The 17,233-nt window shown below is 62.6% G+C and carries 14 protein-coding genes; 6 read left to right on the top strand and 8 right to left on the bottom strand.

Annotation, left to right across the window (positions count from 1 at the left end; translation table 11 throughout):
- Positions 1-8 precede the first annotated feature (8 nt).
- Positions 9-389 (bottom strand): glutathione S-transferase N-terminal domain-containing protein, encoded by a 381-nt coding sequence (locus AC1D06_RS00270; protein WP_477875245.1) that lies wholly within the window; start codon positions 387-389, stop codon positions 9-11.
- Positions 386-1,234 carry a DODA-type extradiol aromatic ring-opening family dioxygenase gene (locus AC1D06_RS00265; RefSeq protein ID WP_477875243.1) on the bottom strand — a complete coding sequence of 283 codons (849 nt, stop codon included), beginning with the start codon at positions 1,232-1,234 and terminating at the stop codon, positions 386-388. Before AC1D06_RS00265 ends, AC1D06_RS00270 begins: the two co-directional genes overlap by 4 nt.
- 159 nt (positions 1,235-1,393) lie before the next feature.
- On the opposite strand from AC1D06_RS00265, the gene AC1D06_RS00260 reads away from it, so the two are divergent.
- The gene (locus tag AC1D06_RS00260) at positions 1,394-2,290 is read left to right on the top strand and encodes a LysR family transcriptional regulator (RefSeq protein ID WP_477875241.1); all 897 of its coding nucleotides are present in this window, start codon (positions 1,394-1,396) and stop codon (positions 2,288-2,290) included.
- A gap of 123 nt (positions 2,291-2,413) precedes the next feature.
- Here AC1D06_RS00260 and AC1D06_RS00255 read toward each other — a convergent pair whose 3' ends face one another.
- Genes AC1D06_RS00255 through AC1D06_RS00245 form a run of 3 tightly spaced genes read right to left on the bottom strand, consistent with a single transcriptional unit; the run spans position 2,414 to position 5,872 of the window.
- The gene (locus AC1D06_RS00255; protein ID WP_477984118.1) at positions 2,414-2,995 is read right to left on the bottom strand and encodes a UbiX family flavin prenyltransferase; all 582 of its coding nucleotides are present in this window, start codon (positions 2,993-2,995) and stop codon (positions 2,414-2,416) included.
- Positions 2,996-2,997: 2 nt separating this feature from the next.
- Positions 2,998-4,365: a UbiD family decarboxylase gene (locus AC1D06_RS00250; protein ID WP_477984116.1), complete on the bottom strand. Its 1,368-nt coding sequence runs from the start codon at positions 4,363-4,365 to the stop codon at positions 2,998-3,000.
- A 10-nt stretch (positions 4,366-4,375) separates the two neighbouring features.
- Positions 4,376-5,872, bottom strand: coding sequence for an aromatic amino acid lyase (locus tag AC1D06_RS00245; protein WP_477875235.1), 1,497 nt, complete (start codon positions 5,870-5,872; stop codon positions 4,376-4,378).
- 105 nt (positions 5,873-5,977) lie between these two features.
- Between AC1D06_RS00245 and AC1D06_RS00240 the strand changes: the two genes are divergently transcribed.
- The 3 genes from AC1D06_RS00240 to AC1D06_RS00230 all read left to right on the top strand — a co-directional run bounded on the left by AC1D06_RS00240 (position 5,978) and on the right by AC1D06_RS00230 (position 9,927).
- Positions 5,978-7,168, top strand: coding sequence for a LysR family transcriptional regulator (locus tag AC1D06_RS00240; protein ID WP_477984114.1), 1,191 nt, complete (start codon positions 5,978-5,980; stop codon positions 7,166-7,168).
- An 81-nt stretch (positions 7,169-7,249) separates the two neighbouring features.
- The gene (locus AC1D06_RS00235; protein WP_477984112.1) at positions 7,250-8,632 is read left to right on the top strand and encodes a dihydroorotase; all 1,383 of its coding nucleotides are present in this window, start codon (positions 7,250-7,252) and stop codon (positions 8,630-8,632) included.
- On the top strand, positions 8,629-9,927 hold the full coding sequence (locus AC1D06_RS00230; RefSeq protein WP_477984110.1) for a Zn-dependent hydrolase: 1,299 nt from the start codon (positions 8,629-8,631) through the stop codon (positions 9,925-9,927). Before AC1D06_RS00235 ends, AC1D06_RS00230 begins: the two co-directional genes overlap by 4 nt.
- 344 nt (positions 9,928-10,271) lie before the next feature.
- Here AC1D06_RS00230 and AC1D06_RS00225 read toward each other — a convergent pair whose 3' ends face one another.
- Positions 10,272-11,372 carry an NAD(P)-dependent alcohol dehydrogenase gene (locus AC1D06_RS00225; protein ID WP_477984108.1) on the bottom strand — a complete coding sequence of 367 codons (1,101 nt, stop codon included), beginning with the start codon at positions 11,370-11,372 and terminating at the stop codon, positions 10,272-10,274.
- Between the two features lie 76 nt (positions 11,373-11,448).
- On the bottom strand, positions 11,449-12,921 hold the full coding sequence (locus AC1D06_RS00220; RefSeq protein WP_477875225.1) for a benzaldehyde dehydrogenase: 1,473 nt from the start codon (positions 12,919-12,921) through the stop codon (positions 11,449-11,451).
- A 329-nt stretch (positions 12,922-13,250) separates the two neighbouring features.
- On the opposite strand from AC1D06_RS00220, the gene AC1D06_RS00215 reads away from it, so the two are divergent.
- Positions 13,251-15,032: a sigma 54-interacting transcriptional regulator gene (locus AC1D06_RS00215; RefSeq protein WP_477984106.1), complete on the top strand. Its 1,782-nt coding sequence runs from the start codon at positions 13,251-13,253 to the stop codon at positions 15,030-15,032.
- 69 nt (positions 15,033-15,101) lie between these two features.
- On the opposite strand, the gene AC1D06_RS00210 is transcribed toward AC1D06_RS00215, so the two are convergent.
- Positions 15,102-16,055, bottom strand: coding sequence for a sulfonate ABC transporter substrate-binding protein (locus AC1D06_RS00210; RefSeq protein ID WP_477875221.1), 954 nt, complete (start codon positions 16,053-16,055; stop codon positions 15,102-15,104).
- A gap of 332 nt (positions 16,056-16,387) precedes the next feature.
- Here AC1D06_RS00210 and ssuC point away from each other — a divergent pair, with 332 nt between their 5' ends.
- Positions 16,388-17,230 carry an aliphatic sulfonate ABC transporter permease SsuC gene (ssuC, locus tag AC1D06_RS00205; RefSeq protein ID WP_477875219.1) on the top strand — a complete coding sequence of 281 codons (843 nt, stop codon included), beginning with the start codon at positions 16,388-16,390 and terminating at the stop codon, positions 17,228-17,230.
- The last annotated feature ends 3 nt before the right edge of the window (positions 17,231-17,233 follow it).

The raw sequence follows: 17,233 nt of genomic DNA, 5'->3' as shown, positions 1-17,233 counted from the left end.
ATAAGTGGTCAGGCGGCGGAGGCGGCCTGTTTGAGTTCCTGGTTTTCTTTCCAGAGCTTCATCGCCATGGCGAAAGCGCCGTCGACATAGTTTCGATAGACAGGCATGGTCTTCGAATCCCGGCCCGCTTTGCTGGCGAGAAACGCAACAATGTCGTCGGATTCGGTGACATAGCGCCCTGGCTCAAGCTGAGCGGAGGGAAAGCTCACCTTGTCGAGATGCGGCTGAAGTTCTGCGCGGATTGCATCTTCCTGCGCGCTGCCGGGCGTGAAGTCGCGGCTTTCGACCTCCGAAGCCAATCCCGATTCCAGCAGAAACAGGCGCACCTTGAAAGAGAAGGGGCAGTTTTCCTTGAGATAGACGGTAGGCTTGAAAGTTTCGCTGGTCATTTCGGGTCTCCGTTTGATGAGATCGCCGAGGGTGCCAGACCGAAACGGAAGCTCGATGCGGTGAGCCCGCCAGCGAAGTCTTTTTGATGATAGGTGGTGGTACCAGGTTCGTCCTCGGCAGCGCCGACCACGACCATCAGCGGAATGAGATGGTCTTCCTGCGGATGTGCTGCACGGGCGGCGGGCGCCTGCTCCCAGGCGACGAGCCGTTCGGTGCGCTTGTCGGACGGCGAATGAACCAGCGTTTCCTGCAGCCAGGCATCAAAGCGGCGCGAAGGTTCGTGTCCGCTGGTGCCGCGCATGGCCGGCAGATTGTGATAGCTCAGACCGCTGCCGATGATCAGCACGCCTTCGTCGCGCAGAGGCGCGAGCGCCCGGCCGACCTTGAGATGCTGCTCCGGGTCATAGCCCGCATCCAGTGATAGCTGGACGACGGGAATATCCTCTTCGGGATAGAGCGGCTTCATGATGCTGAACGTGCCGTGATCGAAGCCGCGCGTCGGATCGAGCGCTGCTTCGATGCCCTCGGCGCGAAGCAGTTGCTGCACGCGCTGCGCAAGCTCCGGCGAACCGGGCGCATTGTAGGCGATGTGATAGAGGTAGTCCGGAAAGCCGTAATAATCGTAGACCATTCCAGGCTTGGCGCCCGATGAAATGGTGAAGCCCCGCTCTTCCCAATGGCCCGACACGACGAGAATTGCCTTCGGCTTGTCGCGGAGTTCGGCACGCATGTCGACCAGCGATTTTTCCAGCACGTCGTAATTGCGGCGGAACTCGCCCGTCATATAAGGCCAGGGGCCACCGCCATGGCTGATGAAATAGGTTGGAAGCCGAAGATCTGTCATTGGCCCTGTCCTTCGAAATTTGCTCGCGAACGCCGCGACTGGCGGCACCGTCGGGAAGCGAGCATGTTTGGTGCTGACTTGCGGAACAGTTTGATTTTTTCCCAGACATTGATCAATGTGGTCTTTATTGAAGAACCATTTCTCCGATGTTGATGATCGATGGATACACTGACGAGCCTGCGGGTGTTCTGCACCGTCGCCGAACTGAAAAGCTTCACCGCCGCCGCCGAGCGCCTCGGCGTTTCGCCGGCAATGGCAAGCAAGCACGTCATGCAGCTGGAGGACCGGCTCGGCACCCGGCTGCTCAATCGAACGAGCCGCCGCGTCAGCCTGACCGAGTCCGGTGCGCTCTATTTCAATCAGACGAGACAGACGCTGGAAGGTCTTGACGAGGTCGAGGCGGCGATCAGCAATACCACTCTGGCGCCAAGGGGCGTGCTCAAGCTGAGCGCACCGGTCTGGACGGCCAGCGGCTGCTTTGTTGCGCTGCTGGCGGACTATAACCGGCGCTATCCCGACGTCTGCCTGGACATGGACCTCAGCGGCCGTATCGTAAACCTTGTGGACGAGGGTTTCGACCTCGCTCTGCGCGCGACCAGTCCCGACAGGCTCGATCCCGGACTGGTTGCCCGTCCCTTCATGAAGATAGAATTCCGCTTGATGGCTTCGCCGGATTACCTGGAGCGAACCGGCAGACCCCAGAAAATAGCCGAGCTCGATGGGCACGCAATGCTGCGCTTCAGTGGGTTTAACGTCGGCGACACCATGTCCTTGGAAGGGCCGGACGGCAAGCATAAGGTCACGTTCCGAACCGTCATGCTCAGTGAAAACGAGACAATGCTGCATCTGGCGGCTCTGGCGGGGATGGGCCTGGTCTTCCTGCCGAAATGGATGGCAGAGCAGGACATCCAGGCCGGGCGCCTGGAGATGGTGCTGCCTGATGCTGTCGGCTTCACCACCACTCTGTATGCCGTCTATCCAAGCCGGAAATATCTCTCAGCCAAGGTTCGGACCTTCGTGGACTTCCTGACGACGAGCTCACGGAAGATTTTCTAAGCATGCTCCGGAAGAGTGTCCCGCGGCTTGTCGACAAGAGCCTGCGACAAAACAAAAGCTCTTCTCCACGGACGGGAGAACGGAAGTGAAGGCTCCGGCAACGCCTGGGACCTGATCAACATATCACCGCTGCTGTCCATCATCCTTCCAGCGCCCCTCGATCTCGATCTCGATGTCGAAAAGATCGAGGGCGCGGGCAGCCGTGTAGGACACCATTTCCTCGATCGTCTTCGGCTTCGGGTAGAAGGCCGGCACGGGCGGCATGACGATGCCGCCCATTTCGGTCAGACGCAGCATGTTGTGGCAATGTCCGAGATGCAGCGGCGTTTCGCGGAACAGCATGACCAGACGACGACGCTCCTTGAGCACGACGTCGGCTGCCCGCGCAACCAGCGTGCCGCCGGTACCCAAGGCGATCTCGGCGAGGCTCTTGGCGGAACAAGGGGCGACGATCATACCCATGGTGCGGAAGCTGCCGCTGGCGATGGGCGCGGCGATATCCCGGTTGTCATGACAATGGTCCGCCAGCGCCTTCATCTCGCCGAAGGTCATGTCGGTTTCATGCGCCATCGCGGTGATCGCCGCACGCGAGACGACAAGATGGGTCTCAATCTCGACGGCACGCAGCATTCTGAGCAGGCAGACCGCATATTCGAAGCCGGATGCGCCGGTGACGCCAACGATAATGCGCTTTGGGGCCGCCATGGTCAATATTCCGCCAGGCGGGCGCGGACCGAAGACAGGATATCCTTCGGCGCCTGGGCGAATTCGGAAAGCGAGCTTCGTTCGCCATCGCCAGGCCGAGTGCAGGCAATGAGGCCGATCTTGGTAATGGTCAGGTTTTCATGCACCGGATCGCAGCGGTCGGCCTTCATGCCCGGCAGCACCACCATATCCTCGTGCCCGCGGAAGCGCGAGGCGAGCGACCACTCGACCTGGGTCGGATCCTCGGGATCGATATCATCCTCCACCACCGTCACCAGTTTGAAGAGATTGATCTGGCCCATGGCGAGGATGACGGCGCGCTTGCCCTCGCCGAGCCGCGGCCGGTGCATGCTGATAATGGCGTGGAGGCGCCCCATGCCTCCGTCTGTGACCAGCACCCGGCGCACGGCGGGGATCACGCGCTGCAACGCCTGGCAGGTCACAGCTTCGATCGCGAGCGCGCCCAGCAGGCAGTGTTCGGCGGCATAGCCTGGCAGGATCGCCTGATAGATGGCATCGCTGCGATGCGTGACGCAGGTGATTGCGCCGCCCGTGCCCGGTCCATAGCGGACGTAGAAGCCGTGGAATTCCGACACATCACCTTCCTCGATCAGGTCGGCATTATCGATATGGCCTTCAAGGATGATTTCAGCGCCGGCGGGAACGTCGAGCGGCACGGTCCGGCAGCGGACCAGTTCCAGCGGCTCGCCCAACAGCCCGCCGACAATGTCATATTCGTCGTCGCCAAGGCCGAGATACATCTGCGAGCCGAGAAGGACGGCGGGATGATTGCCGATGGCGACGGCGATGGGCAGCCTTTGCCCAAGCTTGCGCGCCTTTTCCGCCAGCAGGTTGAGATGGTGGTTCTTGGCAATGCCGACCATGACGCGATTGCCGCCCTCGAGCCGCAGCCGGGCGATCGACACATTCCTGCGGCCCGTCTCGGGATCCCTGGCGACGATTACACCTGCAGTGATATAAGGACCGGTTTCGTGCTCAAACCAGACCGGCACCGGCAGTATGCGGCTGAGATCGATTTCGCCCTCGTGCACGACCTCCTGCACCGGCGCAGCATCGATGAGTACGGGCTGGATCGGCTTTCCCAGCGCTTGGAGAATAACCTCATGCAGACGCGGTTTTTCGACGCCCAGGAGCCGCGCGACACGCTCGCGAGAATTCATGATATTGCCGATGACGGGCATGTCATGCCCCTTCACATCCGTGAAAAGCTGCGGCGGCTGCCTGTCTCGCAGCGCCAGCACTGCGCCGAGCTCAAAACGGGGATCAACGCTGCGCTCGACCCGATGCAGGTCACCTCCGGCTTCAAGCCGCCTGATTGCGCCGCGAAAGCTCTGGTCCACCGATGCCATCGGTCCCTCCTTACGCCAGCGACTGGGTAACGCCGAATTCGGCCTTCAGGATATCGACGATCAGGCCCAGGTCGAAAATCCTCTGACCTTCGGTGCCAATCGGCAGGACCGGCAGAATGCGCTCCACCACCGGCTTCAGACCATCACCGAGGGTTTTGATGTCGAGGGCGCGACGGTGAATGGCCCACACTGCGCAGGCGGCTTCGATCGCGACAACGGTCCAGGCGGGCTCCAGCATGCGTACCGTTTCGGCCACCGATTGCGGCGCATTGCCGGCGACGTCCTCGACGCCGTCATCGAGCTGGCCGGAATAGTTGAGCATGGCCGGATGAGCCGCCTGCCGCACAGCACCGACAGTGGCGCCAGCGATGTGACCGAAATTGAGGAACTGCACGCCGCCGATCGCACCGGGCTCCGCGGCCAAGCTGGTCGGCAGGCCGGTGAAGCCGGGCCACTGGATCTTGTGGATACGCTGGCCGGAGGCTTCGATCACCTTGGCGATCGCCTGGCGCAGCGTATCCATCGCGAGCGCACAGGCGGTGGTCTCCATGTTTCCGTGCGAGATGAACTCGCCTGTGTCCTTGTCTATGATCGGGTTATCGCAGGCTGCGCCCAATTCCGTCTCGAAGATGGCATAAGCGAAATCGAAGGCCGCCTCGGCCGCGCCATGGATCTGCGGGACGCAACGGAAGCTGAGCGGGTCCTGCAGGAACCGTGCCTCTCCGGGCCGCCAGAGGCTGCTGTTGGCAAGGGCAGCACGTAGCGCCTTGCCCGCCCGGATCTGCCCCGGCTGGCCGCGCGCCAGATCGACCTTTTCGCTCCAGGAGCGGAGGTTGCCGCGCAGGCCTTCCATCGACATGGCGCCGGCGAGCGAGGCGGCGTCGAGCAGCGCACGCAATTCCCGGAGCGCCAGCACCCCCTCGGCAAGCATGAGGCTGTTGGAATTGAGCAAGGACACTGCTTCCTTGGCCGTAAGGCCATCAAGCGGCAAAGGACCATGTCCGCCAGCCTGGGCACCTGTCCGGCCGATCAGTGGCACCGCCATTTGGCTCATCGCAACGATATCGGAGGCGCCGACAGACATGCCGAGCCGTGCGCCGGGCAGGTCGTCGACCTGGAGCCGCGCCAGCAGGCTCTCCACCAATTCGAGCCGAACGCCGGAACGGCCGCGCGCGAAGAGCGAGAGCTGGATGGCGAGGGCTGCGCGCACCACCTGCCGCGGGGCATTGCGGCCCGGCGCGAGCGTGGCATGCGCCGTGATCATCAGGTCGTTGTAACGGGCGATGGCCTCGGGATCGACGGCAAAGTCCTTCTGGCTGCCGACGCCTGTCGTCACGCCATAGGCGGGAATCTTCTCGTCCACGAGCCGGTCGACCACCGCACGCGCCTTGCTGACCGCGTCACGGCCGTCCACCGACAACGCCACGATCGCCCTGCGTTCGGCGATGGCGCCGATATCGGCGATCGTCAGTGGTTTTGTGCCTATGGATATGGTCATCGGCGTCATCGACAGTCCCCTCATCGTCGAGGCAAGATTAGTCAGCTTGCCGGCCAAGCAGGATATGCTAAAAACCGGACAATGGATGCGCGATGCGGCATGGAGCGCGGTTGAATGGACACAGCGACGCTGGCAACCGCGCTTGCGGTGATGCAGGAGAGTTCGGTGCGCGGCGCCGCTGCACTGCTCGGCCGTCCGCCATCGAGCGTCGCCGATGCCTTCGAGCGATTCGAGGCCGAACTGGCCCTGAAGCTGGCGGCTCGCCGCGACGGGGGCCTGTCGCTCACGCTGGCGGGCGAAAACCTTGCACGTTCGATCCCTGCTTTCGTAGAAATCCTGTCCGCCATCGCTGCGATCGCGGGCGAGCTGGGGGCTGGATCAGACCACGTCCTGCCTTGGGCTGCGAAGAATGCCATGCCGGTAACTGTACTCGCCAATTTCAATGCGGTCATCCGCGCCGGGTCGATCCGCCGCGCCGCGCGCGAACTCGGTATCGCCCAGCCGAACCTGTCGCGGCAGATGGCCGAACTCGAACGGACCGTCGGACGGACGCTGCTTTTGCGCCAGATGCATGGCTGCGAACCCACGCCCGAGGGGCTGGAATTCGCAGACGCGGCGCTGGCACTGTCAGCGAAACTCGCCAGCCTGACGGGACCGGCGCGCAAGCGCTTTGCCCGAGAGCTGCGCACTGTCAGGCTCGGCACGATCATTCCGGTCGGCCACGAAAGCCGGCTTGCGGCCCGACTGGCCGCCTTGGTTGCGGCCTGGCGCGCCGACGAAGGCAAGCCCGATCTGTTTGTCAGCAGCACGACGGCAGAGGATCTGGCAGAGGGGCTGCGGGCCGGCCGGTTCGATGTGGCGCTGACCGACATCGCGCTACGCAACAAGCGTTTCGAGAGCCGCGAGATTTTTTCCGGCGAGCTGGTCCTGATCGGCTCAATCGATGTCGTTGCGGCGGGAGTGGCGATCCGGCCGCTGATCGACCACCATCTGATCGCGGTGCCCAGCCTGCGAAGCGGGTTGCGCCAGTCGATCAGCGAAGCGCTTGAACCCTTCCTCGGCGACGAGGGCCAGGCGGCGGCACGGCTGGTAGAGGTCGATGCACTGTCGATCGTCATCAACCTCGTTCTCGACCACGGCTATCTCACCGTGCTGCCGCTGGAGGCGGTCGCCGCGCTCGACCGTCCGATCGGCATCGTCAGGCTGCCGGATGCACCACGGGTCGGCTTCCATCTCGTCTGGCAACGGACCCAGGCGTCGCGCCGAATCGCCATGCAGATCGCGCAATCGCTCACCGCTGCATAGCCTGTCCAGAAATCGGCATATCCCCTCGTGCGGCGGCTCGCCCTAGATTGCGGGCGTGGCTCTCATTCTTCGGGACTTCCGATGTCCGATTTCGATCTCGTCCTCAAGGGCACGCTGGTCCTGCCCGACCGGGTTGTGCCATCCGGTTTCATCGCTGTCCGTGACGGCTTCATCGCCATGCTGGGACAGGGCGCCATGCCTGCGGCCCGCGAGCAACACGATCTCGGTGCTGCATTGATCATGCCCGGCGCGATCGATGCCCAGGTGCATTCGCTCAGCCAGAAAAACCAGGAGGATTTCATCTGGTCGACGCGAGCTGCGGCCGCCGGCGGCGTCACCACCATCGTCGACATGCCCTATGACGAGGGCAACCTCGTCTGCTCGGCCGAAGCCGTGAGCGCGAAGATCGCCCATGCCGAGGCACAGGCACGCATCGACTTTGCGCTGTACGGCACCATCGATCCCGAGGAAGGCCCGCTCCGCATCGCCGAACAGGCGGAGGCCGGCGTCGCAGCCTTCAAGTTCTCCACATTCGGCACCGACCCGAAGCGCTTTCCGCGCATCCCGCCGGCGCTGCTGGCGGAGTGTTTTGCAGAAGTCGCCAAGACCGGCCTGACCGCAGGCGTGCACAACGAGAACGACGAGTATGTCCGTGCCGCCATGGCCAAGGTGAAAGCAGGGGGCATCACGGACTACACCGCTCACGGCCTGTCTCGCCCGCCGTTGACGGAACTGCTGGCCATGCACGAGATCTATGAGATCGGCGCGCAAACGGGCTGCCCGGCGCATGTCGTGCATTGCTCCCTGTCGCGCGGTTACGAGATCGCCTCGGCCTACCGGGCGCAGGGATATGCCGCGACCGTCGAATGCCTGATCCATTATCTGACGCTGGACGAGGAGACCGATGCGAAGCGGCTCGGCGGGCGGTCCAAATGCAATCCGCCGATCCGGCCGCGCGCCGAAGTGGAAGCACTGTGGCGGCAGCTTGCTGCCGGCAATGTCACGCTTCTTTCCACCGACCATGTCAGCTGGTCGCTCGACCGCAAGACGAATCCCGACATGCTGGCCAATGCCTCGGGTCTGCCGGGCCTGGAAGCACTGATGCCACTCTTCGTCAGGGGCGCATTGGAGCGTGGCGTGCCGCTCAGCTGGGGCGCACGGCTGATGGCACTCAACCCTGCGCGGCATTTCCGCATCGACCATGAAAAAGGAGCGCTCGAGCCCGGTAAACATGCCGACATCGCGGTGCTGACGCCGGAGCCCTATGTCTACGATGCTGGCAAGACCGGCAACAATGTCGCCGGATGGTCGCCCTATGACGGCATGACCCTGCCCTATCGGGTCAGCGCCACCTATCGCCGCGGTGAACTTGTCTATGATGGCGCGACGGTGCTTGCCGCGCCGGGCGCGGGCCGTTTCATACGGCCACCGGCATCCCTGGCACTGTCGAGGTCGACCGCATGAACAGCCCCCGCGACAAAAGCAATCTGCCAGTCTCGGCGGCACGCATCGCGGAGGATATCGATGCGCTGGCTGCCATCACCGAACCGGGTCGCCCCTGGACGCGCCGCGCCTTCAGCGCGCTGCATCTGGAGGGCCGCGCCTGGCTTGCCAATCGATTCCAGGCCGCGGGCCTGGAGACTCGTGTCGACGCATCGGGCAACCTGATCGGCCGCCGCGCGGGCGGCAGGCCGGGATCGGGGACATTCATGCTCGGCTCGCATTCAGACACCGTCCCCGATGGCGGCAGGTTTGACGGCATTGCCGGTGTGATAACGGCGCTGGAAGTGGCACGATCGCTCGCCGATGCCGGGATCGAGCTCGACCATGACTTGGAGATCGTCGATTTCCTGGCTGAGGAAGTCTCGATCTTCGGTGTCTCCTGCGTCGGAAGCCGCGGCATGGCGGGCATAAGGCCGCCGGAATGGCTCGAGCGGCGGGCAGACGGCATCACCCTGGCGCAAGGGCTGGTCGCCGCAGGCGGCAGCGAGGCCGCCGACCCGCCGCGGCAGGACATCAAGGCCTTCCTGGAACTGCATATCGAACAAGGGGTCATTCTCGAAACCGAAAACAGCGACGTCGGCATCGTGACTGCGATCGCCGGCATTTCGCGCAGCGAAATCACGATCGAAGGCCGGGCCGATCACGCCGGCACCACACCCATGGGCGCACGCCGCGATGCGCTGGTGGCAGCATCGAAGCTTATCCTCGGCATCGAACAATTGGCAACTGATCTGTCCCGGCGGCCCCGGCATTTTGCCGCGACCGTCGGCGAATTCGCAATGCTGCCCAATGCCGCCAATGTCGTGCCGTCCCATGTTCGATTGCTGGTCGATATCCGTTCCGAACAACGCGAGGACCTGGATAGATTTGCCGCGGCCCTGGACGACCTCTGCGCTGCCGTGGCCGAGGGTGACGGTCTCGCAATCGCCCAAAGTCGAATATCCGATGCGCCCGCCGTGCCGATGGACGCCGATCTCGGCGTCATCCTGATGGAAGCCGTCGAACGTCTCGGCGGATCGCACCGGCAACTCGCCTCCGGCGCAGGCCATGATGCCGCCTTCCTCGCGCGGATCGCACGGTCGGCGATGATCTTCATTCCCTGCCTTGCCGGCAGAAGTCATGCGCCGGACGAGTTTGCCGACAATGACGACATAGCCTTCGGGGCCGCCGTGCTCCTCGAAGCCGTGCGGGCATTGGATAGACCAATCCACAATGGCCAAGCCGACGTTACCCGCCATGCCTCGCCCGCCCTCTGAGGCTCATCCAAAGGGTGGCGATCCCCATAGCAATAGCGCGGCCATCGGCCAAAGGCCGACGGGGCGCCACCCGTGGACACTCGCCACCTTCACCCGCAATCAGGTCCGTTGCCGCAAAGCGACAGGCTATGACCATGCCGGCGACGCCCACGCCCGTTCAGGATCGCGCCTCAGCCGGAACCCGCACGTGTCGTCAGAACACGACCCGTCTTTCTCAGACAAACCAGGAAAGATCAAATGCCTCCGTCACAACGACGGGTAAGGTTCGGCTTGGTGGGCACGCCCAAGCGCGACCTTGAGCATGAACCACGATGTTGTGGGCCTCTCTTCACCATCGAGCGTGATTACTGCATCCGAACGATCGGCTTGATGGCCTTGCCGTTCTCGGAATCGCGGATCGCCTGGTTGATCTCGTCGAAATCGTAGAACGTCACCAGCTTGTCGAAGGGGAAGCGGCCCTGGGCGTGGAGTGCCGCCAGCATCGGAATGAATGTGTCCGGATTGGATTCGCCCTCGACGATGCCCATCAGCCGGCGGCCGCCGCTCATGAAATGCACTTCGTCGAGATTGATCTCGCTGCCCATGGCCGAGGCGCCGAGAATGCCGCAGGTTCCCATCGGCGCCAGCGCCAGCACCGCGGCACGGATGACGCTCGAAATTCCGGTCGTATCGAGCGCGAAATTCAACCCATGGCCGGTGATCGCCATGATCTCGGCCGTTGCGTCCGTCTTGCCGGGATTGATCACATGCGTGGCGCCGAGCTCGCGCGCCATGGCCAGCCGCTCATCGTTCATGTCCACCGCAATGATGGTCGTGGCACCAACCACTTTGGCGGCCATCAAGGCGGACAGGCCGACAGAACCCGAGCCGAACACAGCGAAGGACTTGCCGGCCGAGACCTTCAGTGCGTTCATTACAGCGCCCGCGCCGGTCTGAATGCCGCAGGCGAGCGGCCCGAGCAGTTCGAGCGGCGCCGTCTCCGGCACTTTCACGACATTCACTTCATGGCAGATGGCGTGGGTAGCGAAGGAAGACTGGCCGAAGAAGTTGCCATGGACAGGCTCGTCACCAGCTGAAAGTGCGCTGGTGCCATCGCTGCGCATGGCAAAGAAATTGCGCGGGAAGAATTCGTGGCAATAGCTGACGTGATGGTCCTGGCAGCTCGGGCAATGGCCGCAGGAATTGAACGTCATCACCACCTTGTCGCCGGCTTTAACTTTCGAAACGGCGCTGCCGACTTTTTCGACAATGCCGGCGCCTTCATGGCCGAGCACGACGGGCAGCGGCGTCGGCAGCATGCCGTCTCGCACCACGATATCGGTATGGCAGACGCCGGTGGCGACGACTTTCACCAGGATTTCATTGTCTCTGGGTTCCTCGATATCGATGGTTTCGAGGCTGAGGTCGGCGCCCTGTATGCGGGCGATGGCAGCTTTGATCTGCATGGCAGTCTCCGGAATGAAAGGGGAATGAGTGCGGCGGATGCAGGCATCGGTGCCTGCATCCGGCTTCTGGACGTCCTCAGAAGGGATAGGGCGTCGCAACGTCCTTGACGGAAATCCACTTCCAGGTGGTGAATTCTTCGATGTCGGCCGGGCCGCCGATACGGGTGCCGTTGCCGGATTTGCGCGGGCCGCCGAAAGGCGCGAAGGGACCGCCATTCACCGTCTGGTCATTGACATGAACCATACCGACATCGAGTTCATCGGCGATCCGCAGAGCGCGGCCGGTATTGGACGAGATGACGCCGGCTGCGAGACCGTAATCGCTGTTGTTGGTGAGTTCGATCGCTTCTTCTTCGGTCTTGAAGGTGGCGATGCAGGCCACCGGGCCGAAGATTTCCTCATCGAAAGCCCGCATGCCGGGTTTGACGCCGGCAAGCACGGTTGCGGCATAGAAGCGGCCATCATGCGTGCCACCCGCCAGGAGCTTTGCACCCTTGGCCACGGCATCGTCGACGATCGCCTGGATACCGGCCACCTGACCGTCCGAAATGATCGGACCCAGCGCCACCTGATTGGTCGACGGGTCGCCGGCCGGCAAATGGGCAGCTTTGGTGACGAGCCTTTCCGTCAGTGCATCGGCGATCTTTTCGTCGGCCAGAATCAGGCCCGTCGCCATGCAGATCTGCCCCTGATGCAGGAATGCGCCCCAGGCCGAATTCGAAGCGGCGACGTCGAGATCGGCATCGTCAAGCACGATCAGCGAATTCTTGCCGCCGAGTTCCAGCTGCACTTTCTTGAAATGCCTGCCGGCGACCTCGGCCACTTTGGAGCCGCCCCTTGCCGACCCGGTGAAGGAGATCATGGCGATATTCGGATCGGTGCACATGGCCTCGCCGGCATCGGCGCCGCCCGGCACGACCTGCAGCACACCTTTTGGCAGGCCGGCTTCCTCGAAGATGCGGGCGATGATGATGCCGCCCGAGATCGGCGTGCGCGGATCGGGCTTGTGAACCACGGCATTGCCGAAGGCGAGTGCAGCGGCGATCGAGCGGACGGAGAGGACAAGCGGAAAGTTGAAGGGCGAGATGACGCCGACGACGCCATGCGGCACGCGCTTGGCATAGTTCGTCCGGTTGTCCATCGCCGGGATCATCATCCCCATCGGGGCTGTGGCCAGGGATGCGGCATGGCGGATGAACAGCGCACCATGTTCGATTTCGATGCCGGCCTTCGGATAGATCGATCCGGACTCCCGCATGATCCAAGGGATCAGCTCCGCACCGTTCTGCTCGAGCAGGTCCGCGGCCTTGGATAGAATGCGCGCCCTATCGGTCGGCAGGGTCTTGGCCCAGGCCTTTTGCGCGGCACGCGCTTCCGATGCGGCTCGGGCAATATCGACCGCACCGCCGATGCCGACCGAAGCGATCACCGCCCCCGTCGCCGGGTCGGTCACGTCCATGACGCCAGCGGCTGTCTTCTGCCAATCGGCAAAGAAGGCGCGCCCTTGCCAGCGCTCGCTGTCGAGGAAATTCTGGTTCTGGATATTCATCGTCTTCCTCCTCAAAAAGTGTCCGTCCGTTGTCAGGGAGCGCATGCAGAGCTTGGCGTTACGAGATCAGGCCTTTCCCTCCGGATGCCCGACTTGGCTTGCCGCCGCTGTCCTCCTGCCGCCTCCTCAGACGGTCGGAGCTATGGCTGCAAGGGTCGTGCCAGACTGCAAGGGAGAACGACGTCCGCGCTCGAAGGAAAGCACAAGCGCTTGGCAATATTGCGTTTTCCGCGGTGGACAGCGCATTGCCTCGCTGCCTCGACAACGGCCTTGAGATTACGAAAATAATGAAATATCATTCATGAATTCATCAAATTATTAATGCCATCATGACAGACATGCAGCAGCCCGACGGTTTGATCTCTCTCGCCGAAGCCTCCCGCAAAACCGGTAAGCTGATGACGCGTGGTGATTCCAGCGAGCTTGATACCGGCGCCGCCCCCACGCTGACCGATCTCACCGAAGCGCTGCATTTTGCGCTCGGCGACGGCCGGATATGGCTGAACGACCAGCGTATGGTGCTGATCCAGTCGCTGGTGCTGGGCCGGCTCCGGCAGGAAATCATCGACGCCTTTGGCATAGAGACTGCAAAGAGCCTGTTCATGCGGGTGGGCTACATACAAGGCGTGCGCGATGCCGAACTAATCCAGAAGCGGTTTCCGCAGGAGGACCTGACGCATGCGCTTGCAGCAGGACCGCGCGTGCATACGCTGGAAGGCTTCGTCAAGGTGACGACCAAACAGTTCCAGTTCGATCTCCGTAAGGGAACCTATTTCGGCGAGTTCTACTGGGACGATTCCTCGGAGGCCGCCGAGCATATTTCCACTTATGGCATTGCCAGCGAGCCGGTCTGCTGGATGCAGACGGGCTATCCCTCGGGCTATACCAGCACGCTGTTCGGCAGGCCGGTGATCTTCCGCGAGGTCGAATGCGCGGGCATGGGCGCCTCGCGCTGCCTGGTCGTGGGCCAGCACGCCGATGCCTGGGGAAAGGACGCGCCGGAGCGCCACTATCTTGGGCTGGACTGGAAAAGCCGGCGCTATGTGGCCGTGCAATCCACCGCGCCGGCGCCAGCGGCAAAATCAGCCGGTGGCGATGCGCCGGAGACGGGCGAAGACCAGGTGGTCGGCGTCTCTGCCAGCTTCCTCAGGACACGGCTGATGCTGGAAAAAGTGGCCGACACCGACGCCACAGTGCTGTTCATCGGCGAATCCGGCGTCGGCAAAGAGCTGTTCTCCAACGCCTTGCACAAATTGAGCAACCGGGCGCGCGGCCCGTTCGTGCCGATCAATTGCGCGGCCATTCCGGAAAACCTGGTCGAATCCGAGCTCTTCGGGGTCGAAAAGGGTGCCTTTACCGGCGCGCTCCAGTCACGCGCCGGCTATTTCGAACGCGCCAACGGCGGCACCCTGCTTCTCGACGAGATCGCCTCGCTCACCTATTCGGCGCAGGGCAAATTGCTTCGCGCCCTGCAGGAGAAAAAGATCGAGCGGGTCGGCGGCTCCCGGACGATTGGCGTGGATGTGCGCGTGGTCGCGGCCTCGAATGTCGATCTGACGGAAGAGGTTCGCGCCGGCCGGTTCCGCCAGGACCTCTATTTCCGCCTCTGCGTCTTCCCGATCGTCATCCCGCCGCTGCGGGAGCGACGCGACGACATTGCCCTGCTGGCGGCGCATTTCCTGAAACTGTTTCGCGACCGGCATCGCCGCAACGTCGCTGGTTTCACCCGCCGCGCGATGGACGCACTGCTTGCCTATGACTTTCCGGGCAATATCCGCGAATTGCAGAATCTGGTCGAGCGCGGCGTCATCTTCGCCGAGAGCGGTGCGCTGATTGACATACAGCACCTGTTCACCGGTTTCGAGAAATTGCCTTCACTCTCGCTCCGGCTTACTGGCGAAGGCCGCGTCGGCACCGCGCCTAAAGAGGGCGCGCAAACCGCGGAGGAACGGCGGCTGGTGACAGGACCAGAAACCCTCAAACGGGCCGAGGAGGAGCTCTATCGCTCCGCGCTCGAAGCTGCTGGCGGCAATATCTCGGCGGCGGCGCGCCAACTCGGGCTCACCCGCGCCAAGCTGGAATACAGGCTGCGGAAGATCGGGCTTTCGTGAGATAGAATTCAACGGCTCGCTATCGGAGCGAGCCGCTGAATTGGTCGAAGACAGTATTGTTTCTGCGGGTTAGACCTTGCCTTTGCGCACCACGTCGGCGATCGTCAGCTTCTTCGGCACGAGGCCGAGGTCGAAAAACGTGTCGGCAATCGATTGCTGCTGTGCCACGACCTTGTCATCGAGGGCAGTGACCCCGAAGGATTGGCGATCAAGGGCGCGCGCCAGCACATTTTCCGGAATTCCAATCGCGGGCGCCAGTTGCTTGGCAGCGGCGGCGGTATTGGCTTTGGTCCATGTGTCGATTTCACCGACGGCTTCGATCAGCACGTCGACAGCGTCCGAATTGCCTTCGACGAAGGGCTGGGCGCCGAGATAGAACTGGTGGTTCGGCACCAGGCCGTCGCCGTTGCGCAATTCGCGCGCCTCGAGCGCCACTTCCGCCGCAGCCTGGAAAGGATCCCAGATGACCCAGGCGTCGATGGCGCCGCGTTCGAATGCGGCGCGACCATCGGCCGGAGCGAGGTAGGAGGTGGTGATGTCGCCGTATTTCAGCCCGGCTTCTTCCAGGGCCTTGACGAGCAGATAGTGCACGTTCGAACCCTTGTTCAAGGCCACATTCTTGCCCTTGAGATCGGCGACCGTCTTGATCGGGCTGTCCTTCGGCACGAGGATCGCTTCACCACGCGGTGCCGGCGGCTCATGCGCCACATAGACCAGCGCAGCACCCGCGGCCTGGGCGAAGATCGGCGGCGTTTCGCCCGTCGAGCCGAAATCGACGGAACCGACATTCAGGGCTTCGAGCAGCTGTGGGCCGGCGGGGAATTCGGTCCATTCGACACCGTAGCCGATGCTCTCCAGCTTCTTCTCCAGAATGCCCTTACCTTTGAGCAGCACCAATGTGCCGTATTTCTGGTAGCCGATACGCGCCACCTTGTCGGCGGCAAAAGCCGCTCCGCGGCTGACGAACGGCATGGCGAGCGCGCCGGCCATGACAGTGGTGAAAGTACGCCTGGAAAGTTTCATGAGAGTGCTCCCGTCAATTGAACTGGTGTCAGCTAAACCACACCGGCTCAAAATACATAGAGAATATAGAATTACCAGAAAATTTTGCACTGACGGACGATCCGGCCGGCTCGAAAGCCCCAATATCCGTCCGGCCGATTTCAAGCCACCTTCATCTTTTGGAATTGAGTTCCCGAAATCGGCTTCAGGTGAAAAACTGATCCTAGTGAAACGCTCTTTTTAGAACGATATAATATCGATAAAAAATGTAGAATAAATCAAAATGTAGAAACTTGGCGGGGGATGAATCTCCCGCTCATGCTTCCAATCCGTCGAAAGTGTGGAGAGACGCGATGACAGCAGTAGACAGCTTCAGGGACGTGGCGAGTTCCGAAGCGCCCCGCAAAGCGCGTGTGTCAGCCCCCCGCAAACCCGCGCTTAAGACCGGCGATTTCCTGCCTTATGTGCTGCCGCTCGCTATTGTCATCGTTTGGCAGTTTTCCTCCGCCGTCGGCTGGATATCCGGCAGGGTTCTGCCGTCGCCATCGGCCGTGCTGCAAGCCTTCTGGTCGACGACGATATCAGGCGAATTGCCGCACGACATCGCCGTCAGCACCGCCCGCGCCTTTGCCGGCCTCATCGTCGGCGGCTCGATCGGCTTTCTGCTCGGCATTGCCAACGGCGTGTCGCGCTTTTCCGAACGGCTGACCGACACCAGCCTGCAGATGCTGCGCACGATTCCGCATCTGGCGATGATCCCGCTGGTGATCCTCTGGTTCGGCATCGGCGAAGAGTCAAAACTCTTCCTGACATCGCTCGGCGTGCTCTTCCCGATCTATCTCAACACCTATCACGGCGTCCGCAATGTCGATCGCGACCTGATCGAGATGGGCCGCGTCTATGGCATGGGCAGCTGGACCCTGTTTCGCAAGATCATTTTCCCCGGGGCGCTGCCCTCGATTTTCGTCGGCCTGCGCTATGCGCTCGGCATCATGTGGCTGACGCTGATCGTCTCGGAAACCATCGCCGCTTCGTCCGGCATCGGCTACATGGCGATGCAGGCGCGGGAATTCATGATGACCGATGTCGTCGTGCTGGCGCTCATCATCTACGCCATGCTCGGCAAGATAGCCGATGTCGCGGTGCGCCTGCTGGAGCGGCGCGTCCTTGCCTGGAACCCGGTCTACCAAAAGTGAGCA

The organism is Rhizobium sp. P2_G2 (assembly GCF_056403555.1).
The sequence above is the reverse complement of the archived record's forward strand: the minus strand, read 5'-3'. Positions and strand labels throughout refer to the sequence as shown.

What these genes read in the sequence shown, in the direction of transcription:
- AC1D06_RS00270 (WP_477875245.1), bottom strand. Translation starts at nt 389, where the DNA reads ATGACCAGCGAAACTTTCAAGCCTACCGTCTATCTCAAGGAAAACTGC.
- AC1D06_RS00265 (WP_477875243.1), bottom strand. Translation starts at nt 1,234, where the DNA reads ATGACAGATCTTCGGCTTCCAACCTATTTCATCAGCCATGGCGGTGGC.
- AC1D06_RS00260 (WP_477875241.1), top strand. Translation starts at nt 1,394, where the DNA reads ATGGATACACTGACGAGCCTGCGGGTGTTCTGCACCGTCGCCGAACTG.
- AC1D06_RS00255 (WP_477984118.1), bottom strand. Translation starts at nt 2,995, where the DNA reads ATGGCGGCCCCAAAGCGCATTATCGTTGGCGTCACCGGCGCATCCGGC.
- AC1D06_RS00250 (WP_477984116.1), bottom strand. Translation starts at nt 4,365, where the DNA reads ATGGCATCGGTGGACCAGAGCTTTCGCGGCGCAATCAGGCGGCTTGAA.
- AC1D06_RS00245 (WP_477875235.1), bottom strand. Translation starts at nt 5,872, where the DNA reads ATGACGCCGATGACCATATCCATAGGCACAAAACCACTGACGATCGCC.
- AC1D06_RS00240 (WP_477984114.1), top strand. Translation starts at nt 5,978, where the DNA reads ATGGACACAGCGACGCTGGCAACCGCGCTTGCGGTGATGCAGGAGAGT.
- AC1D06_RS00235 (WP_477984112.1), top strand. Translation starts at nt 7,250, where the DNA reads ATGTCCGATTTCGATCTCGTCCTCAAGGGCACGCTGGTCCTGCCCGAC.
- AC1D06_RS00230 (WP_477984110.1), top strand. Translation starts at nt 8,629, where the DNA reads ATGAACAGCCCCCGCGACAAAAGCAATCTGCCAGTCTCGGCGGCACGC.
- AC1D06_RS00225 (WP_477984108.1), bottom strand. Translation starts at nt 11,372, where the DNA reads ATGCAGATCAAAGCTGCCATCGCCCGCATACAGGGCGCCGACCTCAGC.
- AC1D06_RS00220 (WP_477875225.1), bottom strand. Translation starts at nt 12,921, where the DNA reads ATGAATATCCAGAACCAGAATTTCCTCGACAGCGAGCGCTGGCAAGGG.
- AC1D06_RS00215 (WP_477984106.1), top strand. Translation starts at nt 13,251, where the DNA reads ATGACAGACATGCAGCAGCCCGACGGTTTGATCTCTCTCGCCGAAGCC.
- AC1D06_RS00210 (WP_477875221.1), bottom strand. Translation starts at nt 16,055, where the DNA reads ATGAAACTTTCCAGGCGTACTTTCACCACTGTCATGGCCGGCGCGCTC.
- ssuC (WP_477875219.1), top strand. Translation starts at nt 16,388, where the DNA reads ATGACAGCAGTAGACAGCTTCAGGGACGTGGCGAGTTCCGAAGCGCCC.